Raw genomic sequence first — 26,339 nt, 5'->3', positions numbered from 1 at the left:
CCCGCCGGGCGCGCCGTCGATCTCGGAGGAGGCCACGGTCTGCACCGAGTCCATGATCAGCAGGGTGGGCTTGACCGTGTCGAGGTCGCGGTGACCCGGGGCGCGGCGGCGCGGCGGCCGGGGCGAGCCATGGACGGGGCCGGGGGCGCACAGCCGGCGAGCACGCGGACGGACGGGGCGGGCCGGCGGTGCGGGGCGGGCCGGCGGTGCGGGGCGGGCCGGCGGGCCCGGGGCTAGTCGGCGGGGCGGGCGTGGTGCAGGTCGATGGTGCCGGAGTAGCCGGGCAGCGTCAGGTCGCCGTGCTCGTCCACCTTCCAGCCCAGGCCGTACGCCTTCACGTACTCCTGGTAGTTCTGGATCGCCGGGGACGCGCTGAGCGCCTTGCGCAGGGTGGCGGGGTCACCGACGGCGGTGACCTTGTACGGCGGCGAGTAGACGCGGCCCTGGAGGATGAGCGTGTTGCCCACGCAGCGCACCGCGCTGGTGGAGATCAGCCGCTGGTCCATGACCCGGATGCCCTGGGCGCCGCCCTGCCACAGCGCGTTGACCACGGCCTGCAGGTCCTGCTGGTGGATGACGAGGTCGTTGGGCTGCGGGTCGGGCACGCCGGAGACCCTGGGGGTGGCGTTGGGCGGGGCGTCGGTGAGGGTGACCGTGACCGCCTCGCCGCGCAGCTTCTGGGTGCCGGCCGCCTTCTCCAGCGCGCGCAGCCGCTCCTCGTCGGCCGCGCTGCGGTCGTCGTCGCGGTGCAGCAGCGCGTCCACCTCGGAGCGCATGTCCGCGGTCTTCTCGTCCAGCGCGGCGTTCTTGTCGCTGCGGGCCTGGATGAGATCGGACAGCCGCAGCATCGACTCGTCGCTGCGGATGTTGGTGCCCTGCGCGGTGTTGAAGCTGATCCAGAAGATGAGTCCGGCGAGCGCGAAGATGCCGGCGGTCAACAACCGGATCGGGCGAAAAGCGAAGCGGCGGGAGGCCGGGCCAGGGGAGTCGGCTGAATTACTCAACGTACCCTTATCTCTCTCGACGCCGCGGAAGCACTACGCTAACGGACGCCCGGGAGAAAGGAAGTGCTCCCCACTCAGTGCTCCCGGGGCCCCGTCCCACTAGGTTTCCGCGCGGTCACGCAGCGCATCGACAGGAGAGTTCCTCGTGCCGAAGTCACGTATCCGCAAGAAGGACGACTTCACTCCACAGCCGGCGAAGCAGACCCAGACGATAAATCTGAACAGCGGGCGGAGTTGGGTCGCGCCGCTGATGCTCGCCATGTTCCTGATCGGCCTGGCCTGGATCGTGGTCTTCTACGTGACCGATGGCAGCCTGCCCATCGACCCGATCGGCAACTGGAACATCGTCGTGGGCTTCGGCTTCATCGCGGCCGGGTTCGTCGTCTCCACGCAGTGGAAGTAGCGGCACGCCACCGCTCGTGAGGCGGCGCGACTCCGTGCGCGCGGCGGCCTCCCGGAGCAGTGCGGCACCGCCTCGCCCGTGGCGCGGCGGTCCCCAGGCGTGCCGTGGCACTAGCGTCCCCGCCCCGGCCTGGCAAGCTCTGACCTAAGTTATCCACAGAGCGATCCACAGTGGGGAAAACTTACGACGATCTGTGGATAACCTGCGTCAGGTTGACGCTGGTGTGACTGGTCCAGCCCCCGCCCACACCTGCCAATACCGCATCTGCCTGCGGAAACGCGTCCGCACACGCACCTGGACAGACGTTCCCACAGGAACTCCCCCGTGCTGTGGACAACCTCCGCCCACCGGCCCGCACGCACCGGCCCGGGCCCGGATCAGGTGCACGGCACGGGCGTCCGGCGAGCCCGCGGCGCGTCACCCCGCTCCGGTCGCCGCGAGCCGGTCGGCGGGGGCGTACGCCCGGCGGCGGGGGCGTACACGGCCGGGTGATCGGCGTCGCACGGTCAGCGGCGGGTGGGCGCGCGGTGTACGCGTCGCACCCGCCGCCCCGACCGTACGCGACGCGGCCGTACACGATCGAACCGCGCACTCGGGCCGCGCGCGCCGGGGACGTGGGTCGCCGGGACGTACGCCGCGGCCGGCGGTCAGCCGGTGAGTTGGGCGGTGCGCAGCAGGACCGTGCCCAGGATGACCAGGAAGACCGCCACACAGGTGCCGGCCTGCACCAGGTCACGGCGCTCGCGGGGGGCGTGCACGATGCCGTAGGCGACGGCGGTGCCGACGATCAGCCCGCCGATGTGCGCCTGCCAGGCGATGTCGCTCCAGGCGAAGGTGAAGACCAGGTTCAGCGCGAGCAGGATGACGACCGGGCGCATGTCGTAGTTGAGCCGGCGCATCAGCACGGCCGTGGCACCGAGCAGGCCGAAGATCGCGCCGGACGCGCCGAGGGACGCCTGGGAGGCGTCGGCCAGCAGGTAGCTGAGCGCGCTGCCGCCGAGCGCGGACAGCAGGTACAGGGCGAGGAAGCGGACCCGGCCGAGCGCGGCCTCCAGCGGGGCGCCGAGCCACCAGAGCGAGAGCATGTTGAACGCGATGTGAAACGGTTCCTCATGCAGGAACGTCGCGGTCAGCAGGCGGTACCACTCGCCCTCGGCGACGCCCTGGACCGGGGTGAACCCGGAGTCGGCCGGCGGCCACTCGCCCACCAGCGCCCAGTCGTTGATCATCTGGTTGTCGGCCGACAGGACGACGATCCAGACCAGCACGTTGATCGCCAGCAGGATCTTGGTGATCAGCCGGGGGTCGGCGGCCAGCGGGCCGCCCGCGATCGTCCGGGGCTGCCCGGCGCCCGCCGGCCGTCGCACGCCGCTGCCGGACGCGCCGCCACCGCCGCTCGCGTGGGCGCCGCCCACGCAGTCCGGGCACTGGAAGCCGACCGAGGCACTGACCATGCACTCGGGGCAGATCGGCCGGTCGCACCGGGTACAGCTGATGCCCGTCTCCCGGTCCGGGTGCCGGTAGCAGCAGACCGCCTGGTCCTCCATGGTCTCCCCTTACCTCTCCCCCTGTGCCCGTGCGCCGGGCAGTGTACGGCCACCGCCCCACCCACCTGTGTGGTGTACGGATGGGTGGGGCGGGATGGTTCCTCACGCGCGCGCCCGGTGTCGGCCTCGGCCGGTCGGGCGCGGCGGCGCCGCCCACACCGCGCCGCCCCGGCGAAACCGGGGCGGCGGGTGGTGCGGCGGGTACCGGGGTGCTCAGCCCTCGCGGGTCTCGATCACCACGGACTCGATGACCACGTCGTTGACCGGGCGGTCGGTACGCGGGTTGGTCGGCGTGGCCGCGATGGCGTCCACGACCTTCTTGCTGGCGTCGTTGGTCACCTCACCGAAGATGGTGTGCTTGCCGGTGAGCCACGTGGTGGGCGAGACCGTGATGAAGAACTGCGAGCCGTTGGTGCCCGGGCCCGCGTTGGCCATGGCCAGCAGGTACGGCTTGTTGAACGAGAGGTCGGGGTGGAACTCGTCCCCGAACTTGTACCCCGGGCCACCGGTGCCGTTGCCCAGGGGGTCGCCGCCCTGGAGCATGAAGCCGCTGATCACCCGGTGGAAGACCGTGCCGTCGTACAGCTTCTTCGTGGACGCCTGGCCGGTCGTGGGGTCCGTCCACTCGCGCGTGCCCTCGGCGAGTTCGACGAAGTTCTTGACCGTCTTGGGCGCGTGGTTCGGCAGCAACCGGACCTCGATGTCCCCGTTGTTGGTCTTCAGGGTGGCGTAGAGCTGCTCAGCCACGATCTACCTTCCATAGATTTCACTGACGTCTCCCGATCCTCGCATGGACGCGCACGAGACGAGTAGCCGCCGGAATTCGGCGCGCGGCGTCCCGTTCCACGGCCCTGTCGACGGCGGGCCGCTTTGACCCGGATGCCCGGCCACGGGTGCCCGGCGATCAACGGACAGGCATGATCTGGAAATGGGTGGAAAGGCGACACTGAGCGTCGAGAGGGAGTCCCCGACCCCCGGATACGCCACCGAGGAGGAGGAAGTTCCGTGACCCGCAAGGACAGCGTGCGAGACGCGACCGGTCAGGCCAAGGAGAGCGTCCGGCACGCGGTGGAGGTGGTGGGGCCGCACGCCAGCCAGGCCAGGGAGGCCGCCGCGCACTACGCGCACGAGACCCGGGCCAAGCTGGCGCCGAAGGTCTCGCACGCGGCGCACCAGGCCCGCGCCACGGCCGGCGACCAGTACCGCAGCCATCTCGCCCCGCGCATCGAGCACGCGCGCGGCGCCGTACCGCCCACCGTCGACCGCGCCGCGCACCGGGCGGCGGCGCGCACCCGCAAGGCCGCGCGCCAGGCCGCCGACTACACGAGCCCCCGCGTGGAGAGCGCGCTGGCCACCGCCCGAGCCGCCGCCGAACCGGTACGCGAGGAGGCCACGGCGCGTGGCGGGGCGGCGCTGGCCGCGCTGCGGGGCCAGATCACCGCGGCCGACGTGGAGCGCCTGCACACCAAGCAGCGCCGGCGCGCCCGGCGCGGCAAGGTCGCCAAGCGGTTCGTCGTGCTCGGGCTGCTGGCCGGCGGCGCGTACGCCGCGTGGAAGTGGTGGGACCAGCAGGCCAACCCGGACTGGCTGGTGGAGCCGCCGGCCGCCACCGAGGTCGGCGACCGCGAGACCTCGGCCGACCAGGCCGAACAGGACGGGCTCGACCCCGAGGTGCGGGCCAAGCAGACGGCGGCGGACGCCCCGAAGCGCGACGAGTCGTAACCACGGGGCCCGACGTCCCCCGCCACCGGCGAGCCTCCACCGGCACCGCCCCGTGGCACTGTCCCGCCACCCAGCGCCGCCTCCCCGCGCCGTCGCCGTACGCGGCGGCGCGGGACGGCCACGGCCCCAGCGGCACAGACGCCTGGCCGTTCCCCGAATCCGGAGCCTCCAGGGGCGATGTTCGCGCCCGGAGGCCTACGTTCGCGGCTCCACGTTCGACGGTTCGCGTTCCGTCCGTGGTGCGTCCGCGGCGGGATCGGCGTGGTGTCGGGGGAGGTCGCGTTCGCGGCGCATGGGGCTCATCGCGAGGAGGAGCCAGGACGGGGCGACCAGGCCCGTCATGATCCACATGGTGGCGCGGTAGCCGACGGCGTCGCCGAGGACGCCGCCGAGCAGCGAGCCGATCGGGATCATGCTGTAGTTGATCATCATGGCCGTGGCCACGACCCGGCCGAGCAGCCGTGGCGGGCAGTACGTCTGGCGGAAGCTGCCGACCACGACGTTGGCCACGGATATCCCGATCCCGACGACGAAGGCCCCCGCCGCGAACAGCGCAAGCCCCGGCCCCGCCGTCGTCAGCGGCAGCAGCAGCACGAACGGCGCGGTGACGCACTGGAGGAGGAGCAGGCCGCGCGCGGTGCCCAGTCGGCGGGTGATCCGCGTGGCCAGCAGCGCGCCCATGATGCCGCCGGCGCTACCGCTGGTCAGCAGCGCGCCGACCAGGCCCGGGCTGAGCCCGACGGTGCGGACGAGGAAGACGACCTGGACCGTCTGGTAGCCCATCAGCGCCATGTTGATCACCGCGCCCCACGCGACCATCCACCGCAGGTAGCGGTCCCGGCTCACGAAGCGAAGCCCCTCGCTGACCTGCCGCCGCAGCGGGACCCGCTCCGTCTCCGGGGCCCGGGTCGGCTCGACCACCTCGATCCGGCGCAGGCAGAACGCGGAGACCAGGAACGTCAGCGCGTCGGCCACCAGCGCGGCGACCGCGCCGCACGCCTGGGCGAGCGCCCCCGCCGCGCCGGGACCCACGACCCGGGTGGCGGCCTCGCTGCCCTGGAGCTTGGCGTTGCCCTCCATGAGGTCGCGGCCGTCCAGCACGATCCGGATGTAGGAGTGGTAGGCGGTGTTGAAGCACACCGCCGCCCCGCCGCAGACCAGCGCGACGGCCACCATGTGCGGGTAGGTGAGCGCGTCGAGCCAGGCGGCCACCGGAACGCTCACCAGGGCCGCGGCGGACACCAGGTCACACGCGATCATCAGGGGCCGCTTGCGCGTCCGGTCCACCCACGCGCCCACGGGCAGGCCGATCAGCAGCCAGGGCAGCCACACGGCGGCGGCGAGCACGCCGACGGCGGTCGAGCTGGCGTCCAGTACGTCGACGGCGATCAGTGGTAGCGCCACCGAGGTGACGCTGTTGCCCAGCCCGCTCGCGGTCTCCCCCACCCAGAGCCGACGGAAGTCCCGCTGGGCGAAGACCCCCCAGCGCGTACGGGGCCGCTCCGACACGTCCTTCATCGAGTTCACGCGGCATCATGACCCGTGCACCCACCACCCGTCCTCCCCATTTGCGGCCCCGAGCAGCGCACTTCGTACCGCGTCCGACCGCCCGCGACACCCGCCGCGCCCCGGGCCGATGGCCGCACCGCGACGCTCGACGCCACCGCGCCCGCCGCCACCGCGCCCACCGCCTCGCGGGCGCCGCCGGTCCGTGGCGCCGGTCCACGCCGCCGGTCCGTGGCGCCGGTCCGTGGCGCGCTACGCGACGGGGAAGTCGAAGTAGGTGTCGGGATAGGGCTCGTCGACCAGGGTGTAGTGCCACCACTCGCAGGCGTACGCCCTGAATCCGCTGACCTCCATGAGGGAGCGCAGGTGCTGGCGGTTCCTCGCCTCCACCCGGCCGACTCCCTCCGCACCGTGGTGCGAGAGGGTGTCCATCAGGTCGTGGTCGCCGCCCATGGGAGCGAGTTCGCCGGTGGCCAGTTCGTAGAGCGTGAGGTCGACGGTGCTGCCCCGGCTGTGGCCCGACTTCGCGGCCACGTATCCCTTCTCGAACATCTCGGCCCTGCTGATGTTCGGATAGTTGCGCGCCTTGGTCCGACCGTCCTCGGGCTGTCGGGACCAGCGCATGAAGCAGTCGACGGCGCGCTGCGGGCGGTATCCGTCCCAGAGGAGCAGGCCGAATCCCAGGGCCTCGGCCTTGTCCCGCGCCCGCTCCAGGGCGGCGCAGAAGGCCCGCGTCGCGATGACACGGTTGACCAGGTACCCGTCCACCGGCTTTCCGGTGAAGTTGTCCCACGTGGCGTACTTCGCGTCCCACCGTATGCCGCGCACGTGTTCGTCCACGAAGACGAATTCGTCCTTCACCGGTCTTCTCCCGTCAGCGCCAACGCCACCGCGCGGTCGATGACCTCGCCCATCGAAAGGCCGGCGGCGGCCATCATGCGCGGGTAGCGGCTGTACGAGGTGAGTCCGGGCAGGGTGTTGACCTCGTTGAGGACCACGTCACCGCTGTCCGTGAGGAACATGTCCACGCGGGCGAGCCCCCGGCAGCCGAGAGCCCGGTAGACGGCCGTGGCCGCCTCCCGGACGAGCAGGCGCGCGTCCTCGGATATGTCGGCGGGAACGATGGCCGCCGAGTTCTCGGAACCGGTCTCCGGCGCGTCCTCCTGGTGAATGCGGAAGAAGCCGTGCGAGAGGGCGATACGGTCCAGTTCGCCCGTGACCAGGTCCGGTCCGTTCCCCAGAACGGCGCAGCCGATCTCGCTGCCGACCACGGCCTCCTCGACCAGCACCTTCGTGTCGTACTCCCGCGCGGCGTCCACCGCGGCGGGCAGTTCCTCCTTTGCGGACACCTTGGTGACACCGAAGGCCGATCCCGAGCGGGCGGGCTTCACGAAGACCGGATAGCTGAGCTCGTCGGCGTCGATCTTCTCGTCCGCCGCGAAGGTCCAGAAGTTCGGGGTCGCGATTCCCGCGCTTCTGGCGACGAGATAGGAAAGGGACTTGTCCATGCACAGGGCGGAACTCTGGATGTCGCAGCCGACGTAGGGAATGCCGGAGAGTTCCAACAGGCCCTGTATCGCGCCGTCCTCGCCGAGTGTGCCGTGCAGCACCGGAAGCACGACGTCGAGCTGGATCGTTCCGTACCGTCCCCGTTCCTGGACGAGCAGTCCGCGCACGTCGCTGTCCGGCGAGAGCGCGGCCGGCCGGCCCGTGGTCTCCCAGTCCGCGTCGGGACCGTCGCAGAGTTTCCACGCGCCGCTCTTCGTGATGCCGACGTAGAAGGGTTCGTACTGCGCGGTGTCGAGGTGGCGCGCGACCTCGCGCGCGGACTTGACCGATACGCCGTGTTCCTCGGAGCGTCCGCCGAACAGAATGCCGATCTTCAACCTACGCATGCTGGTTCCCGCTTTCGAAATTCAGGCAGTTGGCAAGGGTGTTACGCACGGTGTCGCGCAGGGCGTGGTCCGTGTAGTAGGCGATGTGCGGGCTGATGAGCACCTGGGGCATCTCGCGCAGCCGCGCCCACGCCTTGTCCGCCACGGGCTCCTTTCGGCGGTCGGCGTAGAAAACGCCTTCCTCGCCTTCGAGGACGTCCAGTGCCGCGCCGCCCAGCGCGCCGCTCTCCAACGCCCGGACCAGGGCCTCGGTGTCGATGAGCGGGCCCCGCGCGGTGTTGACGACCAGCGCGCCGTCCTTCATCCGCGCCAGGCGCGACTGGTCCAGCAGATGGTGCGTCCGCGAGGTGAGCGGAGCGTGCAGCGTGACGATGTCGCTTTTCCGCAGCAGTTCGTCGAGGGAGACGTAGTGGGCGGCCTTTCCCGGGCGGTTGTCGTGCGCCAGGACGCGGCAGCCGAATCCCCGCAGCCTTTCCATGACCGCCGTGCCGATACGGCCCGTGCCGACCACTCCGACGGTCAGGTCGCGCAGCTCTCTTCCGCGTTTCCCACTCAGTCGGTAGTCGTGCGCGTCCGCGCGGCGCATGACGGATGCCGCGTCACGCAGCGCCATCAGCATGAGCATCAGCGTGTAGTCCGCGACGCTGTCCGGCGAATAGGTGACGGTCCCGACCGATACGCCGACGCTTTCCGCGTACGCGACGTCGATGTGGTTGCACCCGATACTCCGCGTCGAGACGTACGCGACGCCGGCCTTTCCGAGCGCGCGCAAAGTGGCGTGGGTGACCGGGGACTTGTGGCCGACGCTGACGCACCGACTTCCGGCGGCCAGCGCGGTGTTGTCCTCGGATACCGGGGCGTCCGTGATGGTCGGCGTGACGCCGAATTCCGGCGCCAGCTCTCGGAACAGAGCGGCCTCGTCCGGGCCGCACCCGTAGAGGGTGATGCGGGCCGGTTTGCTGTGGGTCATGCGCCCAGTCAAGGCGGTGCGGTGTTGCCAGAACGTATGCCGATTTCGATACGCCGGCGATACGCCCCGCCCTCTTGACTCGGCGTATGACCTTCCACGAGAGCGACAGCGGCCGACGCCGCCCCGAACAACCGACCTCCGACGGCCCGCTCCGCGCCCCCCGCGCCGCGCGGTCATGATCCCGCTCAGCCTCGGGGAGATCGCCGAGGTCGTCGGCGGGGCGGTGGTGGGCGAGCGCTCCGTGACCGTGACCGCGCCGGCCGTGCTCGACGGCCGCCAGGCCGAACCGGGCGGCCTCTTCGTCGCCTTCGCCGGCGCACACGTCGACGGGCACGACTACGCCGCGCAGGCCGGCCGGGCCGGCGCGGTGGCCGTCCTCGGCTCCCGGCCCACGCCGCTGCCCACCGTCGTCGTCCCCGACGCGCGCGCCGCCCTCCAGGCGCTGGCCGTGCACGTGGTGTCCCGGTTGCGGGAGCGGCTGACCGTGGTCGCGCTGACCGGCTCCCAGGGCAAGACCGGCACGAAGGACCTGCTGGGCGCCGTGCTCGCCGGCGCCGGGCCGACGGTCGCCACCTTCGGCTCGCTCAACAACGGCCTCGGGGTGCCGCTGACCATGCTGCGCGCCGACGCGACCACCCGCTTCCTCGTCCTGGAGATGGGCGCCCGCAACGTCGGCGACATCGCCGAACTCACCGACCTGGTCGCGCCCGACGTCGCCGTCGTCCTCAACGTCGGCCAGGCCCACATCGGCGAGTTCGGGTCGCGCGCTGCCATCGCGCAGACCAAGGGCGAGCTGGTGCGCGGGCTGGCGCCCGGCGGCATCGCCGTCCTCAACGCCGACGACCCCCGGGTGGCCGCGATGCGCGCGCTCACCGACGGCCCCGTGCTGACCTTCGGCCAGGCCGCCCACGCCCACGTACGGGCGCTCGACCTGTCCCTGGACCGGCTCGGCCGCCCCTCCTGCACACTGCGGGCCGGCGCCGCCTCGGCTCGCGTCGCGCTGCCGGTCGTGGGCGCCCACCAGGCGCTCAACGCCTCGGCCGCCACGGCGGCGGCGCTGGCGGCCGGCGTTCCCCTGCACACGGCCGCGACGGCGCTCGGCACCGCCGCGCTGTCGCGGTGGCGGCTGGAGCTGCGCGGACTCGCCGGCGGCGCGACGCTGCTCAACGACTCCTACAACGCCAACCCCGACTCCACCCGCGCCGCCCTGGACGCGCTGGCGGCGGTCGCGGGTGGGCGACGCATCGCCGTGCTCGGCGCGATGCTGGAACTCGGCGAGACCAGCGCGGCCGAACACCGCGCAGTCGGCGCGTACGCCGCCTCGCGGGCCGACGTGGTGGCCGCGGTCGGCGAGGGCGCCCGGCTGATCGCCGACGGCGCGGGCGCGCGGGCGGTGGTGTTGGCCGACAACGACGCGACCGTCGACTGGCTGCGCGGCCAGGTGACCGCCGGCGACGTGGTGCTGGTCAAGGGCTCACGCGGAGCGCGCCTCGACGAGGTCGCCGCCGCACTCGCCTGAGTCACGCGCACGGGGACAGGGGTGCGCGGGTGCGCGGGTGCGCGTGGTCGGGGCCGCGGGGACGCGGGTGCGCGCGGGCGGGGGTACGGGTACGGGGGCGCGGGCGTCGGGGCCGGTGCGTCGGGTCCCTCGGTCACCGGCGCCCGACGCCGGGGCGGGCCACCTGGCCAGGCCGCTGGCCGGCCTCCTGGTCGGGTCACCCGGCCAGGCCGACCCACGCTCGCGCCCGCGCCCGCGCGTGTGGCCGCCGGCCGGCGCGGGCGCGGGCCCCGGTGTCACCGCCCGCGCCGCCGCATGTAGAGGTCGAAGGCGCGGTAGACCATCGGCCGCAGCGGCAGGTCCCACTCGCCGACGTAGCGCACCGCGTGGCCGCCGGTGCCGACCTTGAACTGGACCAACCCCACGTGCGCGTCGTCGGCGTCCAGGGTGGGGGTGATGCCGCGCAGGTCGTAGACGTCGCAGTCGGCCGCCATCGCGTCGCGGATCATCTCCCACTGGCAGGCGTTGGAGCCGCGCACCTCGCGCTTGTGGGTGGCCGAGGCGCCGTAGGAGTACACCGCGTGGGCGCCCACCCGGACCAGGACGGTGGCGGCGACCAGATCGCCCTCGTGGTGAGCCAGGTAGAGCCTGATCCGCTCGGGGTCCTCGGCGCGCAGCGCGGCGAACATGGTCGTGAAGTAGCGCAGCGGCCGGGGCGTGAAGTGGTCGCGCTCGGCGGTGTGGACGTAGAGGTCGTGGAACGCCTTCAGGTCGTCGCCGACACTGACCCGGACGCCCTCCCGGCTGGCCTTCTTGATGTTGCGACGCCACTGCTGGTTCATGCCCTTGAGCACGTCGTCCTCGGTCCGACCGGCCAGCGGCACCTCGTACTTGAACTGCGGGTGGCCGACCCCGAACCCGTCCAGCGGGTTCTGGGGCCGCCAGCCGGCGCTCCGGAGCCAGTCGGTCACGCGGGCCCCGACCGGGTCCGCCGACTGGCCGCGCAGATCGGTCAGGCGCCGGACGCCCGGGTCGGCGATGCCCTCCTTGACCTGCGTGGCGCTCCAGGTGTCCGTGGGCACGGGCGGGCCCAGCCGGATCGCGAAGGCGCCGTGCGCCCGCAGGTACGCCGCCAACGGGTCGAGCCACGCGTCGAGATCGCCGGCCCAGTCGATGACCGGCCCCTCGGGCAGGTAGGCCAGCGTGTAGCGGTCCAGGCGCGGCACCGGGCGGTGCAGGACGAGCCCCACGCCGACCAGGCGCGGCCCGTCGAACCACCCCAGGGACTCGCTGCGCCACTCCGCCTTGACCCGGGCCCAGGCCGGGGTCTGCAGGAAGCTGACCGACCGCCTGCTCCGCACGAACGCCAGGTGCTCGACCGCGCTGATCCGCGCGACGGTCAGCCTCACACCCACCCCCGACCAGGACGAACGGACGCGGAGCAGAACGGAGTTCGGGCCGGGAACAGGGCCGAAGCCGACCTCCCGGCTGGCAACGGGGCCACGGTGCGGGCTGGTTCGCTGAAGGACATGCCCCCAGTCAAACCCGTGTGGTGTTGTCCGCGCGTATGGGGTTTTGGATACGCCGACGATATGCCCGGGCCAACGCCGGCCCACAGCACGGGCGGGCGAGCGGGCTGATGGCGCTACGCGACGCGGGGTGGGGTGGGGTGGGGTGGGGTGGGGTGGGGCGGCGCTGGTGAGTCGGGTGGTACGAGTCGACGGAGGGGGGCGGGCAAGGCTGGTAGGGCTGGTAGGGCTGGTAGGGCGAACAGTACGGACGGGCCGCCCCACCGCGAGCCGGCGGCCGGGGAGGGCTGGCCCGGGGCAGGCGGTCGGGCCGAAGCCGGTCGGGGGGCCGGCCAGGAAGGCTGGTCGGGGGAGCCGGCCTGGGGAAGCCCGTCGGGAAAGGCCGGGCGAGGTGGGGCCAGCCGGGGTGAGGCCGGCCGGGGAGTCGTCGACCAGCAGAGGCCGGCCGGGGAAGGCCGGCCGGGGCAACGTCGGCCAACAGAGACCAGCGGGGGGCCAGCCGGGCGCGGGCGGTCAGCGGTGGTCCGTCACCGTCGCGTTCTCGGGTCCCGGGAGGCGTCGGCGTACATCCGTGGGCAGCCGTGTCCGGTCGCCGCCGCGCGCAGCTCGTAGTGCCAGGGTTCGTTCTCGTAGATCTGGCACAGCCCGTACCGGGCGCCGCTCCGGGTCAGCCACGCCGTGGCGGCGGAGTCCCCGAGGTCCACCGCGTCTCCGAGCACGTGCGGGGACGTCGTCGCGGTGGCCACCCAGCGGGCGGCCTCCTCCTCGGTCCCGTGTGTGGCGACCGCCTGCCGCAGCAGCTCGTCCTGGTAACGCGGGGAGCGCCAGCCGCTGTTGACGTAGAAGGTGACGCCCTCGGCCGCGGCGTCCCGTGCCGCCCGGCGCACGGCGTCGAGCAGGCGCGGGTTGAGGTTGGCCACGGCCGCGACCGTGTCGTCGAAGACCGTCACGCCGTCGGGCACCACGCCGTCCGCCTCGTCGAGCGCGCCGAGGTCCGCGCCCCGCGACGGGTGCGAGGGCGGCGAGGCGGACGCCGAGGGCGCGGGCGAGGGGGAGGCCACCGACGCGGGCGAACGGGAGGGGGGCGCCGCGGTGGCCGACGCGCTGGGCGACGCGGACGGGGTTCTCGACGCGTCGGGGACGAGGAGCGCGATGATCGCCGCGGCGACGACCAGGCCGCCGACCACCAGCCAGCGGCCCCGGCGGGGGGTGCCGCGCGCCGAGCGTTGGGTCCGAGTCATGCCGCCAGTGAAGACGGGGCGGTGTTGCCGGCGCGTATGCGCTTTCCGATACACCGGCGATACGCGCGAACTCCTAGCCTGGTGCGCATGCGAGTTCTGGTCGTCGAGGACGAGCCCTACATGGCCGAGGCCATCCGCGATGGTCTGCGGCTGGAAGCGATCGCCGCGGACATCGCCGGGGACGGGGACACCGCCCTGGAGATGCTCGGCGTCAACACATACGACATCGCCGTCCTCGACCGCGACATTCCCGGCCCCTCCGGCGACGAGATCGCCCGGCGCGTCGTGGCGTCCGGCAGCGGCATGCCGATCCTGATGCTCACGGCCGCCGACCGGCTCGACGACAAGGTCACCGGGTTCGGCCTGGGCGCCGACGACTATCTGACCAAGCCGTTCGAGATGGGGGAGCTGGTGCTGCGGCTGCGGGCGCTGGACCGCAGGCGGGCGCACGCCAGGCCGCCCGTGCGGGAGATCGCGGGCCTGCGGCTGGACCCGTTCCGTCGCGAGGTCTACCGCGACGGCCGGTACGTGGCCCTCACCCGCAAACAGTTCGCCGTGCTGGAGGTGCTCATCGCCGCCGAGGGCGGCGTGGTCAGCGCGGAGGAACTCCTGGAGCGGGCGTGGGACGAGAACGCCGACCCGTTCACCAACGCCGTGCGCATCACGGTCTCCGCGCTACGCAAACGCCTCGGCGAGCCGTGGATCATCGCCACCGTCCCCGGCGTGGGCTACCGCATCGACACCGCGCCCGGCGCCGGGCGGGGCGGCGGCGACCGTGGATAGGCGGCCCGGTCTGAGCGTCCGCCTCAAACTCACCCTCAGCTACGCCGGGTTCCTCATGCTCGCCGGTGCCCTGCTGCTCGTGGCGGTGGCGGTGTACATGCTCCGCGACGGGTGGCTGCAGACCAACGAGTCGGGGGCGGTGCGTGCCACCCCGGGTCTCGTCTTCGTGCGCGGCTTCGCCCCGACGGCGGTCCTGGTCATGGTGTTCCTGCTGGTGTTCGGCCTGCTGGGCGGGTGGGTGCTGGCCGGCCGCATGCTCGCCCCGCTGCACCGCATCACCCAGGCCACCCGTACGGCCACGACCGGGTCGCTGTCCCACCGGATCAAGCTGCCGGGCCGCAGGGACGAGTTCCGCGAACTCGCCGACGCCTTCGACACGATGCTCGCCCGGCTTGAGGCACACGTCGCCGAGCAGCGGCGCTTCGCCGCCAACGCCTCACACGAGCTACGTACGCCGCTGGCCATCTCCAAGGCCCTCCTCGACGTCGCGCGCACCGACCCGGACCAGGACACCGACGAACTCGTCGGCCGCCTCCACGCCGTCAACACCCGCGCCATCGACCTCACCGAGGCACTGCTGCTCCTCAGCCGGGCCGGCCAGCGGTCCTTCACCCGCGAACCCGCCGACCTCTCCCTGATCGCGGAAGAGGCGACCGAGACGCTGTTGCCCCTCGCGGAGAAGCACGGCGTCCGCCTGGAGACCAGCGGCGACATCGCCCCCACGATGGGATCGCCGACCCTCCTGCTCCAGATGACCACGAACCTCGTCCAGAACGCCATCGCCCACAACCTGCCCGAACGCGGCGCCGTGTGGGTCCACACCAGCCTCCGCCCCCGGGTCGTGGTGCTCACCGTCGAGAACACCGGCGACCGGCTCACCCCGCGCCTGGTCTCCACCCTCACCGAACCCTTCCGGCGCGGCACCGACCGCATCCACACCGACCAGGCGGGCGTCGGCCTGGGCCTGGCCATCGTCAAGACCATCACCCAGGCACACGACGGAACCCTCACCCTCACCCCGCGCCCCACCGGCGGCCTGCGCGTCACCGTGGAACTCCCCGCGATCCCGCCGCCCGCCGCCCCATGAGGAACCCGCGCCCGCGACCGGCCCGCCCCCGCCCGGCTCTCGCGCCGTCTGGCAGATGCTGCCGCGCTTCTTCGGGGAGAACGCGTACCTGGGCCTGCCGAACGCCCAGCTCATCGACATGGCCATGTCACAGGCCGCCGCTGCGCTGGGCCTGGGCGGCGTCACGGGACGGGTCGCCGCCGGCCACCGCGCGGATCTCCTCCCGGTGGACGGTGGCCCCCTCGTGGACCTCTCCGCGCTGGGCGGGGTCCGGGTCGTTCTCACCTCTGGGCCGCGCTCCGGGCCGCACAGCCAGCGCCGCGTCAGCCAACGTCCACCCTGGAGCGAGGGCTCTCCCCACCCGTCGACGGTAGGCGCCAACTGCCATAGTTGAAGCATGAACGGTGACTTCTTGGTCCGGCACCATCACCAGTTGACCGCGTGGCTGAGGGATGGGGACGTTGAAAGCCTCGACGCGTTTATGGGCGCGCACCACGACGCCTTCGAGCTCGTGACGACAGATGGAGTGATCCTCGACCTTGGGACGCTGCGAGAGTCCCTGCGTGGTGCGGGCGGGAGCCAACCTGGACTGTCGATCGAGGTCGAGGAGATCACCAGCGTGACCTCCGAGGTGTACCGCTTCCTGGAGCGCCACAGGGTGGCCGGCGCCGTCCTGGGCACGCGCGTGGTGACGGCCGTGCTGAGGGACGGACTGCTGCTCAGCGTGCAGGAGACCGCCCGCCGGTAAGGGCAAACCTTGCCCTCCCGCCCGGTGCTGACATCCTGCAAGGAGTCGCCGATGATCACCGTGTAATGATCACCGTGTCGTGTCGGTCGAACGCGTGCCCGTATGCGGCTGCGGCGCGCCGCCGCGCGATGCCCACCAGTGCGGGCCGGCGGGCACCGTCGGAGGCGTATCCGCCGGGTCCGACTTCCCCGTACCTGTCGAGCCCGAACGCCTTCAGCTTGATCTCCGCGCTGCCGCGCGGATTTCCCGTGACGACCGTGGGGAGGAGATGCGGGTCACTCCGTACGGCGGCCAGCGCCTCCACCGCCCCCGGCATCAGCCGATCGTGCCGTGGCGGCAGGCAACAGGGCGCCGCTCCCGCTGGTGGTGTCCAACTGCCGCAGCGCGTCAGTCGTCGCCTGCGACGAGTCGATCAGAGCGCCCGTGGCCTGCCCGTCACCGTGGAGCTGGCCGGTCCGTCGCTCTTATCCCGTTTCCTGATGTATGGAACGCGAAGCACCGTGCATCGGTTCGGTGCTGGCACGGTGCTGACGTTGTCAACACGGAGAGGTCACCCGACCAGCGTTCCCGCAGGTCAGAAGGGTTTGCCGAAGTGGAGCCTAGGAGAGTCGAACTCCTGACATCCGCCATGCAAAGACGGCGCTCTACCAACTGAGCTAAGGCCCCTTCGCGGATCAGGATACCCGTTACCCGATAGCTTTCCCGACCGGGTATCGCTCGTACGTACCGCTCTCCGTAGGATGCCACGCAAGATTCGCGGCAGCGAAGGGGAGAGGCAGATGGACGCAGCACAGCAGGACGCCACCGCCCGCGCACGAGAACTGCAACGCAACTGGTACGGGGAACCCCTGGGCGCTCTCTTCCGCCGTCTGATCGACGATCTCGGGCTCAACCAGGCCCGCCTCGCCTCCGTCCTCGGGCTCTCGGCGCCGATGTTGTCGCAGCTCATGAGCGGTCAGCGAGCGAAGATCGGCAACCCGGCCGTGGTCCAGCGGGTGCAGGCGCTCCAGGAGCTTTCCAGCCAGGTCGCGGACGGCCGGGTGAGCGCCGCCGAGGCCGCCGAGCGGATGGAGGAGGTCAAGAAGTCGGCCGGGGGCTCGGTGCTCAACAACACCTCGCAGACCACGGCGAGTAGCGGCGCCCCGACGGTGCGGCGCGTGGTGCGGGAGATCCAGTCGCTGCTGCGGTCGGTCTCCGCCGCCGGCGACATCATCGACGCCGCCGACTCCCTCACCCCCACCCACCCCGAACTGGCAGAGTTTCTCCGCGTGTACGGCGCGGGGCGCACCGCGGACGCGGTGGCCCACTACGAGTCACACCAGGGTTAGGGGCCGCACCGGCCGTGCCCGTCGCACGGGGCGGGCCGGGGCGGAGTCGATGGGCGAGTGGACGGTCGGGGCGCGATGGGTGAGATCTTCGCTGGTCGGTACGAGCTGGTCGATCCGATCGGCCGTGGCGGGGTGGGCGCGGTATGGCGCTCCTGGGACCACCGCCGTTCGCGGTACGTCGCCGCCAAGGTGCTCCAACAGAGCGACGCGCACACGCTGTTGAGGTTCGTACGGGAGCAGGCGCTGCGGATCGACCACCCGCACGTGCTGGCACCGGCGAGCTGGGCCGCGGACGACGACAAGGTGCTGTTCACCATGGACCTGGTGCGCGGCGGTTCGCTCGCGCACCTCATCGGCGACTACGGTCCGCTGCCTCCGGGCTATGTCTGCACGCTGCTCGACCAGCTGCTCTCCGGCGTCGCGGCGGTGCACGCGGAGGGCGTGATCCACCGGGACATCAAGCCCGCCAACGTGCTCCTGGAGGCCACCGGCACGGGCCGCCCGCACGTCCGGCTCTCCGATTTCGGTATCGCCATGACGAAGGGCGAACCCCGCCTCACGGATACCAACTTCGTGGTGGGCACGCCGGGTTATTTCGCGCCCGAGCAGATTCAGGGCGCCGATCCCGACTTTCCCGCGGACCTGTTCACCGTGGGCCTGGTGGCGCTGTATCTCCTGAGCGGGCACAAGCCGAACGCGGAAGCGCTCATCGAGCGATTCACCGAACACGGTGTGCCGAATGCGCCCGACGGTATTCCGGAGCCGCTGTGGCAGGTCATCGCCAATCTTCTGCTGCCCGATCCCCAGGCGCGTTTCCGCACCGCGAACGGCGCGCGCAAAGCGCTGCTCTCCGCGATGGAACTGCTACCGGAACCCGACTTCGACGACGAGGCGGTCGAGGTCTTCGACCACCTCGGCCCGCTGCCCCCGGGCTTCGGCCCGGACGGCCCCACCGGCCCGAGCGCACCACCCACGAACCCCCGGGCGGCCCGCCTGGCCCACCGCGCGGACCCGCACGCGCTGGCGGCGGCGTACGACGCCTACGGCGCGTACGACCGCCCCGCCCCGGACGCGACCGAGACGTACGCCACCGGCCCCTACGCGACGGGCCCCTACCCGGCCGGCAGCTACCCGGGCAACGGCCAACCCCCCGCCCCGGCCCCGCCGAACGACCCCACGGGCACGACCAGCCCACCCGCCGCGACCGCCCCACCGGGTGTGACCGCCCCACCGGGCACGGGTGCCCAGCCTGGTTCGGCAGGTCAGCCGGATGTGACGGGTCAGCCGGACGCGACAGGCCAGGGCGCCGCGGGGCAGCCGGACGCCGCGGGCCAGCGGGGCGCGACAGGTCAGATGGAATCGGGCGAGTGGGCGGGCGGCCGGGGCCAGCGGCCGGGCCCCGCCGACGGGGCCGCCACCCCGGTCGAGCCCGGGCCCGACCCGTACGCCAACGGCCCCTACGTCCCCAACCCGTACGCCACCGGCACCGGCACGCACGCCACCGGCGCGGACCCCACGGGCACGCACACGACCGACTCCTACTTCGGGCTGCCCCAGGGCTCCTGGCAGGGCCCCGCGACCCCACGACCGCCCGCCGCTACCCCCACACCGCCGGCCCCCACCCCGCCGCACGGCCCCGGCCCCGCCGCGTACGGCCCGACCGGCGACCCGGCCCCCGGCTCGGGAGCGGGCCCCGCCCACCCGACACCGGGCGCCCCGCCACCGCGGCTCTACCAGGCAGCCGCGGCCGATGAGGGCGCCCCGCCCGGCCACGGACCGGCGAGCGGCCAGGAGCCCGCTGGTCCCACTGGTCACCGACCGAGCGGCGCGGGCGACGTCCGGGCGGCCGACACGGACACGGGTTCGCTGCCGGGGCCGCCGACGGCGACCGACGTCGAGCCCGCCATGTCGCGCACCGGCAGCTTCCCGCTCGCCCCGCCCCAGCCCGCGCCGACGGCGAACGCCCCGCGCCACGCCGCCGAGACCCCCGACCACACGCCCCCCGCGACCGGCTCCGCGCCCACAGCCCCCACCCCCGGCCCACCACGGACGACTCCCCCGCCCCCTGCGGCAACCCCCACCCCGCCACCCGCGCCGATACCAAGCCCAGGCCCGGCACCCACGCCGGCGACGCCCGCCGCGCCACCCGCGCCGTGGGCGCGCGAGGCCACCCCCACGCCCACTCCGCCGGCGCCGGCCGCGACGCCGCCCCTGCCACCGGAGCCCACGCCGACGCCCACCCCGCTCGCGCCCCCGTACGCCGGCTCACGCCCCAGCGACCCGACGGGCCCGCCGGCCGCGACCGACCACCGACCCCCGCCCGCCGAACCTCGGCCGCGCCCCTCGCACCCCGGACCGCAGCCACCCCCACAACAGCCGCCCTACCAGGGCGGATACGGCTATCCCCAGGGCCCGCACCCCACGCCCACGCCCACCCCGCCGACCCTCCCGTACCCCACCGCGCTGCCCCACGCCCCGCAGGCCGGGCCCGGCTCGGCCCCTCCGCCGGGTTCGCCGCTCCCGCCGTACGGACCGCACACGCCCGCCCCGCCCTCGGCCTACCCGGCCGCCGCCCGCCCCCAGGCGGCGCGCGGCGAGGCGGCGTACCCCGCGAGCGCGCACGCCGGCACGGACTCGACGGCGGTGGTCCGGCAGCCCGGCGAGGCGAGCACGCCGACGCCCCCGGGCCCGACGGGCACCCCGTCAACACCGCCCCCGACCAACCCCACCACCAGTCCCACCGGCCCCACTGATCCCGCCGCACCCCCGGCACCCGGCGCGTCCGGTACGCCCACCGGGCCCAGCCACCCCGATGCGCGTGACCAGCGCGGCCCGCTGCCCCCGGCGGCGCCCATGCCCTCACCGCCCGCGACCGCCACGGCGCACCCGGGGGCGGCGCACGCCGGTTCGCGCGCGCCGGGTCCCTCGCGCGCCGTCACGCTCGCCATCCTGATCGCCGCGGCCCTCTGCTTCGCCGTCGGCGGCTGGGCACTCTGGGCCAGCTGACACCCGCCACGCCCCACGACCCGCACGCCGCCACCGACCCGACGGTCCCACCGCCGACACCAGGCGCCGGACGACGGACCCCACACGCCACACGTCTCACACCGAGCGCCAAGCACCAAGCACCAAGCACCAAGCACCACGCGACGAACGGGGTCGGCGACGGCCCACATCGGCAGCCGCGTTCGCGCCGCCCCGCTACCAGCCGGCGTCGTCGCCCGCGCCGCCGGTCCCCGCTAGGGCCGTGCCGCGCCGGCGCGCGGACAGCTTCCACGCGCCGAGGCCGACCAACAGCGCGGTGCCGAGCCCGAACCCGCCGTAGGCCACGGCCCGCAGCGGCGCGCTGTCACCCGCGTCTGCGGCGCCGCGCTGGTACGGGCCGGGCCGGCGCTCGTCCGCGCCGGTGCCGAAGCCGCCCGAGCCACCGTCGTACCGTGGCGTGGGCTGGGCGTCGCCCGCGACGTGCACGCGGACGGTGACCGGCGCGCCGTCCTCGAAGTAGCGCTCCATGTCGGGGCTGAGGGTGACGGCGACGTAGTACCAGCCGGCGATGCTCGCGGCCCGCACCGTCGCCCGGGAGCGCTCGGTGCGATTGACGTAGGACACCGGCACGGTGCCGATCCGCGAGGTGCTCTGGCTGCCCTTGTACGGCACGAAGTGGTTGGTCGCGAGCAGGGCGCGCGCCGGGTTGTACAGGGCGGCGCCGAGCGCGTCGGACAGGAAGCCCGCGCTGCCCGTCGACTTGCCCGACGAGCCGGCGGGGGCCGGGACCTCGACGCTGGTCAGAAGCTGTTGGCCCCAGTCCACGGGGACCTTGAAGAAGCGGGTCTCGCCGGGCGCGACGGTGTCCTTCCAGGCGCCCGGCGAAAGCGCGGTGGCGTCGTTGAACCCGGTGCCGCCCGCGCGCTGTTGGGGGCGGCCGGTGCGGGGGAGCGGCGCGTGGCCACCCTCGTTGCCCTTCGCCGGCTTCCCGGTGGGCTCGCCCTTGATCGCCGGCTCGCGCAGCGAGCGCAGTTCGAGCGTCCAGCGCTCGGTACGGGACTCCGCCGCGTCGGGCCGCTCGACGCTGACCAGGTGCCGGCCCGCCTCGCCGCACCGGGACCCGGCGCCCGGGCCGGACTGGCGCACCACGGCCGTGCCGAACGGGTGGGGCACGTCGTCCGCGTCGGCGCCAGCGGTCGCCGTGTCGCACCGCCCGCCGTCCAGGCGGGTCAGCGTCACCCGTATCCCGTCCTGCCGGGCGTCGAGGCGGGCGCCCGGCGGGGGCACGGCCACGGCGGAGACGTACGCCGTGGATCGGGCGTCGAGGTCGACCGCGTAGAACCGGGTCTCGCCCTGCCCGATGCTGTCCACACGCGGCTCGCCGAGCGCCAGCGGGGCGGCGTCCTTGCTGGTCAGCCCGCCGCTGATGGGTGCGCCCGAGGTGCGGTAGGGGCGCGGGTCGCCGCCCGGCGCGGCCTGCGCGGGCCCGGGCGTCAACCCGCCGAGCGTGCCCGCCACACACAGGACCGCCAGCGCGGCCAGGGGGCGTGGGTGGCTGCGACGGCGGTCGTCCATCGGGCGTCACTCCTTGGCGTAGCGGTTCCCGGCACCACGTTTTGCTCGTGCAAGCTAGTTGTTTGCTTACGTGAACTCAAGGGGCCGGGCGGCACCGCCGGCCCGCCGGCCCGTGGACCCCGCCCACCGGACGCCGGCCCTCACCCGGCCGACCACGCGCCAGCCGGCCCGTCCCCGCCGCCGTGCCCAGCCGCGCCATACGTACCCGCGCGCACTCACGCCCGGGCCTCCGGGCCTCGCCGGGCCGTGGTGGCACGGCGTACTTTGGGGCAACGCCGGGCCACGGGAGCGTGACGAACCGCGGGGCCTCGACCGCTCCGCGCGATCGAGGCCCCGCAATGACGACTAGTGCGACTCACACACCCGAACCGGAGGGCACGGAGTCGGTCGCCTCCGTCCACAGATCCTGCTCGGCGCGATCCGCCTGGATCTGGCGGTACACGAGGAGCCCGCCGATTGCGGCCAGTGCGACCAGGAGAAGCTTCTTCACCGCGCGACCTCGTCTTTCCTTGACGTAGGAGACCTTCTGGCGCCCGACTATACACACCAACCGATACCGATCAGTGACCTAGGTCCTGGCCCAACTCAGTGGGTGGACAAAAGAATCGGCCCGGCTGGCTATTGCCATCCGGGCCGTTCGCATCGGTGGGGCTAACAGGACTTGAACCTGTGGCCTCTTCCTTATCAGGGAAGCGCTCTAACCGTCTGAGCTATAGCCCCGCGCTGCACGGAAAGATTAGCGCACCACCAGCCCTGTCCCAAAATCGGTATCCGCGGGACCGCCGTCCACCCACCCGGCGCCCCCGCTTCCCCCACTGTTCCCGCCCGCGCTCCCCGCCCCGCCGCCGGCCCCCGCCCGGCGAGCGCGCCGCCCGGCCGCTCCCGGGCCGCTCGCCCACGGCCATCCCGGGCCGCCCCGACACGCCCCGCCCCACCCCCGGAAACGAAGCGGGGCCCGGCCGGGCAGCACGCCCCGCCGAACCCCGCGGGAGCCGTTCGGCCCCCACCGTCCCGCGCGCCCCACCACAGGGCGCGCGGCTCACCTCGCTACTCGTCCTCCGCCAGCGTCAGCTCGACGCCACCGACGAAGCCCGCCGACAGGTTGTAGATGAACGCCCCCAGCGTGGCCAGGGCGGTCGCGAGCACCACGTCGATGACCGCGATGATCGACGTGAACGTCAGCACGCGGGGCAGCGACAGGAAGGACTCCAGGTCGAAGCCGCCGCCCTCGTTGGACTCCGTGGCGTCACTGATCGTGCCGCCCACGGTGGAGAAGACGCCCATCGCGTCCATCGTCATCCACAGCACCGAGGCCGCGATGATCGTGCAGATCCCCAGCGCGATGGAGAGCAGGAAGCTCACCTTCATCACCGACCAGGGATCGACCTTGGCCACACGCAGCCGGGCCTTGCGCGTACGCGGCACGGTGCGCGCGCCGGCGGGCGTACGCGGCCGGCGCACCGCCTGCTGGGCGCCCTGCCCCTGCCCCTCGCTCGGTGCCCCGCCGGGGGCGCCCGCGGGGGGCGCGTAGGCGTGCGGCGGGTGATAGGGCTGGGACTGCTGCGAAGCCGGCCGCTCGTTGGGCAGTGGGCTCGCCGGCAGCGGCTCGTAGCCCTGCTTGGCACCTCGGGTGTCCGTCACGGTTCCCCTCTGGGAGTCAGCCGCTCCCCTGCGGGAGTCAGCAGCCGAGCCACGGGCGCCGTCCGATACGGTCGCGGGTCCCGTGGGCCAGCGGCCCTCGGCACCACCGGCGCCCGTGGCTCCAGTCACGACCTACTCCTCATCGCTCCCGGCCGCGGGCGCCTCGCCCTCGGCTGATTCCGGGCCCGCCTCGTCGGCCGCTTCGACCAGGTCCTCGACCTCTTCGGCCTCGCGCCCCGCCTCGGCGTTGCGCGCGATGCCCACCACGGCATCGCGCTTGCCCAGATTGATCAGTTGGACGCCCATGGTGTCACGGCCCGTCTCCCTGACCTCGTTGACCCGCGTACGGATCACACCGCCACTGAGCGTGATCGCCAGGATCTCGTCGCTCTCCTCGACCACCAGCGCGCCGACGAGCGAACCACGATCCTCCACGATCTTGGCGGCCTTGATTCCGAGGCCACCACGCCCCTGTACGCGGTACTCATCCACATCCGTCCGCTTGGCGTACCCGCCGTCGGTGGCGGTGAAGACGAACGTACCGGCCCGGACGACATTCATCGAGAGCAGTTCGTCGCCCTCTCGGAAGCTCATGCCCTTCACGCCCGAGGTCGCGCGCCCCATCGGCCGCAGCGCCTCGTCCGTCGCGGTGAACCGGATCGACTGCGCCTTCCTGCTCACCAGCAGCAGGTCGTCCTCGGCCGAGACCAGTTCGGCGCCGATCAGCTCGTCCTCGCCGCCCTCGTCGGTCTCGCGCAGGTTGATGGCGATGACACCGCCGGAACGAGGCGAGTCGTAGTCCTTGAGCACGGTCTTCTTCACCAGCCCGGCCTTGGTGGCGAGCACCAGGTACGGCGCCGCCTCGTAGTCCCGGATGGCCAGGATGCGGGCGATCTGCTCGTCCGGCTGGAAGGCCAGCAGGTTGGCCACGTGCTGGCCGCGCGCCTCGCGTCCGGCGTCGGGCAGCTCGTACGCCTTGGCCCGGTAGACCCGGCCCTTGTTCGTGAAGAACAGCAGCCAGTGGTGGGTGGTGGAGACGAAGAAGTGCGAGACGATGTCGTCCTGCTTGAGCTTGGTGCCCCGCACGCCCTTGCCGCCGCGCTTCTGCGAGCGGTAGTCCTCGGTCTTGGTGCGCTTGACGTAGCCACCGCGCGTGATGGTGACCACGATGTCCTCCTCGGCGATCAGGTCCTCGATGGACATGTCACCGTCGAAGGGCACCAGCTTGCTGCGCCGGTCGTCGCCGAACTTCTCCACCAGCGCGGTCAGTTCCTCGCTGATGATCTGCCGCTGGCGCTCCGGCGAGGCCAGGATCGCGTTGTACTCGTCGATCTTCGCCTGGAGCTCGTCGTGCTCGGCGACGATCTTCTGCCGCTCCAGCGCGGCCAGCCGGCGGAGCTGCATCTCCAGGATCGCGTTGGCCTGGATCTCGTCGATGGTCAGCAGCCCCATCAGGCCCTCGCGCGCCACCTCGACCGTGTCGCTGCGCCGGATCAGCGCGATGACCTCGTCGATCGCGTCCAGCGCCTTGAGCAGACCACGCAGGATGTGGGCCCGCTCCTCGGCCTTGCGCAGCCGGTAGCGGGTGCGCCGGACGATGACCTCGACCTGGTGGGCGACCCAGTTGCGGATGAACGCGTCCAACGAGAGGGTGCGCGGCACACCGTCGACCAGGGCCAGCATGTTGGCGCCGAAGTTGGTCTGCAGGTCGGTGTGCTTGTAGAGGTTGTTGAGGACGACCTTGGCGACCGCGTCCCGCTTCAGGACGATGACCAGCCGCTGACCGGTGCGCGAGGACGTCTCGTCCCGCACGTCGGCGATGCCGCCGATCTTGCCGTCCTTGACCAGGTCGGCGATCTTCTGCGCGAGGTTGTCCGGGTTGACCTGGTACGGCAGCTCGGTGACCACCAGGCACTGGCGGTTCTGGATCTCCTCGACCTCGACCACCGCGCGCATGGTGATCGACCCGCGCCCGGTGCGGTACGCCTCCTCGATGCCCTTGCGGCCCACCACCAGGGCGCCGGTCGGGAAGTCGGGGCCCTTGATCCGGTCGATGAGCGCGTCCAGCAGCTCCTCGGCCGACGCCTCCGGGTTGGCCAGGCACCACTGGGCGCCCTCGGCGACCTCGCGCAGGTTGTGCGGCGGAATGTTGGTCGCCATGCCGACCGCGATCCCCGCCGAGCCGTTGACCAGCAGGTTCGGGAACCTGGCCGGCAGGACCGTGGGCTCCTGGTTACGCCCGTCGTAGTTGTCCTGGAAGTCGACGGTCTCCTCGTCGATGTCCCGGAGCATCTCCATGGCCAGCGGGGCCATCTTGCACTCGGTGTACCGCATGGCGGCGGCCGGGTCGTTGCCCGGCGAACCGAAGTTGCCGTTGGAGTCCACCAGCGGCAGCCGCATCGACCAGTGCTGCGCGAGCCGCACCAGCGCGTCGTAGATGGAGGCGTCGCCGTGCGGGTGGTACGTACCCATGACGTCGCCGACGACGCGGGCGCACTTGTAGAAGCCCTTCTCGGGCCGGTACCCGCCGTCGTACATCGCGTACAGCACACGCCGGTGCACCGGCTTGAGGCCGTCCCGTACGTCGGGCAGCGCGCGCGAGACGATCACGCTCATCGCGTAGTCGAGGTACGAGCGCTGCATCTCGGTTTCGAGACCGACCGGCTCCACGCGCAGCACGGTGCCCTCGGCCCGCGGGGTCAGCTCGGGATTCTCGGAGGTGGGGGGGTTCTCGTCGGCCATTGCTGGTCAAAGTCCTTTCAGGCGGCGGCTGGGAGCCCCGGCACGCGGCCGGGGAGGGGCCGACTCAGATGTCGAGGAAGCGGACGTCCTTGGCGTTGCGCTGGATGAAGGAACGTCGCGCCTCGACGTCCTCGCCCATCAGTACCGAGAACAGGT

23 protein-coding genes and 2 tRNA genes are annotated in these 26,339 nt (G+C 72.8%); 8 read left to right on the top strand and 17 right to left on the bottom strand.

What is annotated here, in order from left to right; translation table 11 throughout:
* Nucleotides 1–233: 233 nt before the first annotated feature.
* Complete coding sequence (locus ACFVFR_RS30895) at nucleotides 234–1,004, bottom strand: DUF881 domain-containing protein (protein ID WP_383707765.1); 771 nt, start codon at nucleotides 1,002–1,004, stop codon at nucleotides 234–236.
* 145 nt (nucleotides 1,005–1,149) lie between these two features.
* Here ACFVFR_RS30895 and crgA point away from each other — a divergent pair, with 145 nt between their 5' ends.
* Nucleotides 1,150–1,407 carry a cell division protein CrgA gene (gene crgA, locus ACFVFR_RS30890; protein ID WP_383707763.1) on the top strand — a complete coding sequence of 86 codons (258 nt, stop codon included), beginning with the start codon at nucleotides 1,150–1,152 and terminating at the stop codon, nucleotides 1,405–1,407.
* A 647-nt stretch (nucleotides 1,408–2,054) separates the two neighbouring features.
* Here the strand turns inward: crgA and ACFVFR_RS30885 are convergent.
* Nucleotides 2,055–2,954, bottom strand: a complete 900-nt coding sequence (locus ACFVFR_RS30885; RefSeq protein ID WP_383707761.1) for a rhomboid family intramembrane serine protease — start codon at nucleotides 2,952–2,954, stop codon at nucleotides 2,055–2,057.
* Between the two features lie 213 nt (nucleotides 2,955–3,167).
* Complete coding sequence (locus ACFVFR_RS30880) at nucleotides 3,168–3,701, bottom strand: peptidylprolyl isomerase (protein WP_383707759.1); 534 nt, start codon at nucleotides 3,699–3,701, stop codon at nucleotides 3,168–3,170.
* 258 nt (nucleotides 3,702–3,959) lie between these two features.
* Here ACFVFR_RS30880 and ACFVFR_RS30875 point away from each other — a divergent pair, with 258 nt between their 5' ends.
* Nucleotides 3,960–4,676 (top strand): DUF5324 family protein, encoded by a 717-nt coding sequence (locus ACFVFR_RS30875; RefSeq protein WP_383707757.1) that lies wholly within the window; start codon nucleotides 3,960–3,962, stop codon nucleotides 4,674–4,676.
* A gap of 195 nt (nucleotides 4,677–4,871) precedes the next feature.
* On the opposite strand, the gene ACFVFR_RS30870 is transcribed toward ACFVFR_RS30875, so the two are convergent.
* From ACFVFR_RS30870 to ACFVFR_RS30855, 4 genes are all read right to left on the bottom strand, one after another.
* Nucleotides 4,872–6,194 (bottom strand): MFS transporter, encoded by a 1,323-nt coding sequence (locus ACFVFR_RS30870; RefSeq protein ID WP_383707767.1) that lies wholly within the window; start codon nucleotides 6,192–6,194, stop codon nucleotides 4,872–4,874.
* Between the two features lie 240 nt (nucleotides 6,195–6,434).
* The gene (gene vanX / locus ACFVFR_RS30865) at nucleotides 6,435–7,043 is read right to left on the bottom strand and encodes a D-Ala-D-Ala dipeptidase VanX (RefSeq protein WP_383707755.1); all 609 of its coding nucleotides are present in this window, start codon (nucleotides 7,041–7,043) and stop codon (nucleotides 6,435–6,437) included.
* A complete protein-coding gene (vanA, locus tag ACFVFR_RS30860) occupies nucleotides 7,040–8,077 on the bottom strand; it encodes a D-alanine--(R)-lactate ligase (protein WP_383707753.1) in 1,038 nt (345 codons plus the stop codon). Before vanA ends, vanX begins: the two co-directional genes overlap by 4 nt.
* A complete protein-coding gene (locus ACFVFR_RS30855; RefSeq protein WP_383707751.1) occupies nucleotides 8,070–9,047 on the bottom strand; it encodes a D-isomer specific 2-hydroxyacid dehydrogenase family protein in 978 nt (325 codons plus the stop codon). Before ACFVFR_RS30855 ends, vanA begins: the two co-directional genes overlap by 8 nt.
* A 175-nt stretch (nucleotides 9,048–9,222) precedes the next feature.
* On the opposite strand from ACFVFR_RS30855, the gene murF reads away from it, so the two are divergent.
* Nucleotides 9,223–10,566 (top strand): UDP-N-acetylmuramoyl-tripeptide--D-alanyl-D-alanine ligase, encoded by a 1,344-nt coding sequence (gene murF, locus ACFVFR_RS30850; protein ID WP_383707749.1) that lies wholly within the window; start codon nucleotides 9,223–9,225, stop codon nucleotides 10,564–10,566.
* A 275-nt stretch (nucleotides 10,567–10,841) separates the two neighbouring features.
* On the opposite strand, the gene ACFVFR_RS30845 is transcribed toward murF, so the two are convergent.
* Together ACFVFR_RS30845 and ACFVFR_RS30840 are read right to left on the bottom strand one after the other, a co-directional pair.
* Nucleotides 10,842–11,954 (bottom strand): lipid II:glycine glycyltransferase FemX, encoded by a 1,113-nt coding sequence (locus ACFVFR_RS30845; protein WP_383707747.1) that lies wholly within the window; start codon nucleotides 11,952–11,954, stop codon nucleotides 10,842–10,844.
* A 647-nt stretch (nucleotides 11,955–12,601) separates the two neighbouring features.
* Nucleotides 12,602–13,315 (bottom strand): D-alanyl-D-alanine carboxypeptidase family protein, encoded by a 714-nt coding sequence (locus ACFVFR_RS30840; protein ID WP_383707745.1) that lies wholly within the window; start codon nucleotides 13,313–13,315, stop codon nucleotides 12,602–12,604.
* Between the two features lie 87 nt (nucleotides 13,316–13,402).
* On the opposite strand from ACFVFR_RS30840, the gene ACFVFR_RS30835 reads away from it, so the two are divergent.
* Together ACFVFR_RS30835 and ACFVFR_RS30830 are read left to right on the top strand one after the other, a co-directional pair.
* Nucleotides 13,403–14,098: a response regulator transcription factor gene (locus tag ACFVFR_RS30835; protein WP_383707743.1), complete on the top strand. Its 696-nt coding sequence runs from the start codon at nucleotides 13,403–13,405 to the stop codon at nucleotides 14,096–14,098.
* Complete coding sequence (locus tag ACFVFR_RS30830; RefSeq protein WP_383707741.1) at nucleotides 14,091–15,185, top strand: sensor histidine kinase; 1,095 nt, start codon at nucleotides 14,091–14,093, stop codon at nucleotides 15,183–15,185. Before ACFVFR_RS30835 ends, ACFVFR_RS30830 begins: the two co-directional genes overlap by 8 nt.
* 127 nt (nucleotides 15,186–15,312) lie before the next feature.
* Here ACFVFR_RS30830 and ACFVFR_RS30825 read toward each other — a convergent pair whose 3' ends face one another.
* Nucleotides 15,313–15,525, bottom strand: coding sequence for a hypothetical protein (locus ACFVFR_RS30825; RefSeq protein WP_383707739.1), 213 nt, complete (start codon nucleotides 15,523–15,525; stop codon nucleotides 15,313–15,315).
* Between the two features lie 36 nt (nucleotides 15,526–15,561).
* Between ACFVFR_RS30825 and ACFVFR_RS30820 the strand changes: the two genes are divergently transcribed.
* Nucleotides 15,562–15,912, top strand: a complete 351-nt coding sequence (locus ACFVFR_RS30820) for a hypothetical protein (RefSeq protein WP_383707737.1) — start codon at nucleotides 15,562–15,564, stop codon at nucleotides 15,910–15,912.
* Nucleotides 15,913–15,967: 55 nt separating this feature from the next.
* Here ACFVFR_RS30820 and ACFVFR_RS30815 read toward each other — a convergent pair whose 3' ends face one another.
* Both ACFVFR_RS30815 and ACFVFR_RS30810 read right to left on the bottom strand, forming a co-directional pair.
* On the bottom strand, nucleotides 15,968–16,228 hold the full coding sequence (locus ACFVFR_RS30815; RefSeq protein WP_383707735.1) for a hypothetical protein: 261 nt from the start codon (nucleotides 16,226–16,228) through the stop codon (nucleotides 15,968–15,970).
* Nucleotides 16,229–16,505: 277 nt separating this feature from the next.
* Nucleotides 16,506–16,578, bottom strand: a tRNA-Ala gene (locus tag ACFVFR_RS30810).
* A 113-nt stretch (nucleotides 16,579–16,691) separates the two neighbouring features.
* Here ACFVFR_RS30810 and ACFVFR_RS30805 point away from each other — a divergent pair.
* Nucleotides 16,692–17,240: a helix-turn-helix domain-containing protein gene (locus ACFVFR_RS30805; protein WP_383707733.1), complete on the top strand. Its 549-nt coding sequence runs from the start codon at nucleotides 16,692–16,694 to the stop codon at nucleotides 17,238–17,240.
* Between the two features lie 75 nt (nucleotides 17,241–17,315).
* Nucleotides 17,316–20,246 carry a protein kinase gene (locus ACFVFR_RS30800; protein WP_383707731.1) on the top strand — a complete coding sequence of 977 codons (2,931 nt, stop codon included), beginning with the start codon at nucleotides 17,316–17,318 and terminating at the stop codon, nucleotides 20,244–20,246.
* 195 nt (nucleotides 20,247–20,441) lie between these two features.
* On the opposite strand, the gene ACFVFR_RS30795 is transcribed toward ACFVFR_RS30800, so the two are convergent.
* The 5 genes from ACFVFR_RS30795 to gyrA form a co-directional block, all read right to left on the bottom strand.
* Nucleotides 20,442–21,800: a hypothetical protein gene (locus ACFVFR_RS30795; protein ID WP_383707729.1), complete on the bottom strand. Its 1,359-nt coding sequence runs from the start codon at nucleotides 21,798–21,800 to the stop codon at nucleotides 20,442–20,444.
* A 355-nt stretch (nucleotides 21,801–22,155) separates the two neighbouring features.
* The gene (locus ACFVFR_RS30790) at nucleotides 22,156–22,290 is read right to left on the bottom strand and encodes a DLW-39 family protein (RefSeq protein WP_208809277.1); all 135 of its coding nucleotides are present in this window, start codon (nucleotides 22,288–22,290) and stop codon (nucleotides 22,156–22,158) included.
* 156 nt (nucleotides 22,291–22,446) lie between these two features.
* A tRNA-Ile gene (locus ACFVFR_RS30785) sits at nucleotides 22,447–22,520 on the bottom strand.
* Between the two features lie 327 nt (nucleotides 22,521–22,847).
* Nucleotides 22,848–23,441, bottom strand: coding sequence for a DUF3566 domain-containing protein (locus tag ACFVFR_RS30780; RefSeq protein ID WP_383707727.1), 594 nt, complete (start codon nucleotides 23,439–23,441; stop codon nucleotides 22,848–22,850).
* A 132-nt stretch (nucleotides 23,442–23,573) separates the two neighbouring features.
* The gene (gene gyrA / locus ACFVFR_RS30775; RefSeq protein ID WP_383707725.1) at nucleotides 23,574–26,183 is read right to left on the bottom strand and encodes a DNA gyrase subunit A; all 2,610 of its coding nucleotides are present in this window, start codon (nucleotides 26,181–26,183) and stop codon (nucleotides 23,574–23,576) included.
* Nucleotides 26,184–26,339: the final 156 nt, after the last annotated feature.

Source organism: Streptomyces sp. NPDC057702, from assembly GCF_042799315.1.
GTDB lineage: Bacteria > Actinomycetota > Actinomycetes > Streptomycetales > Streptomycetaceae > Streptomyces.
This window is presented reverse-complemented; position numbering and strand designations above follow the sequence as displayed.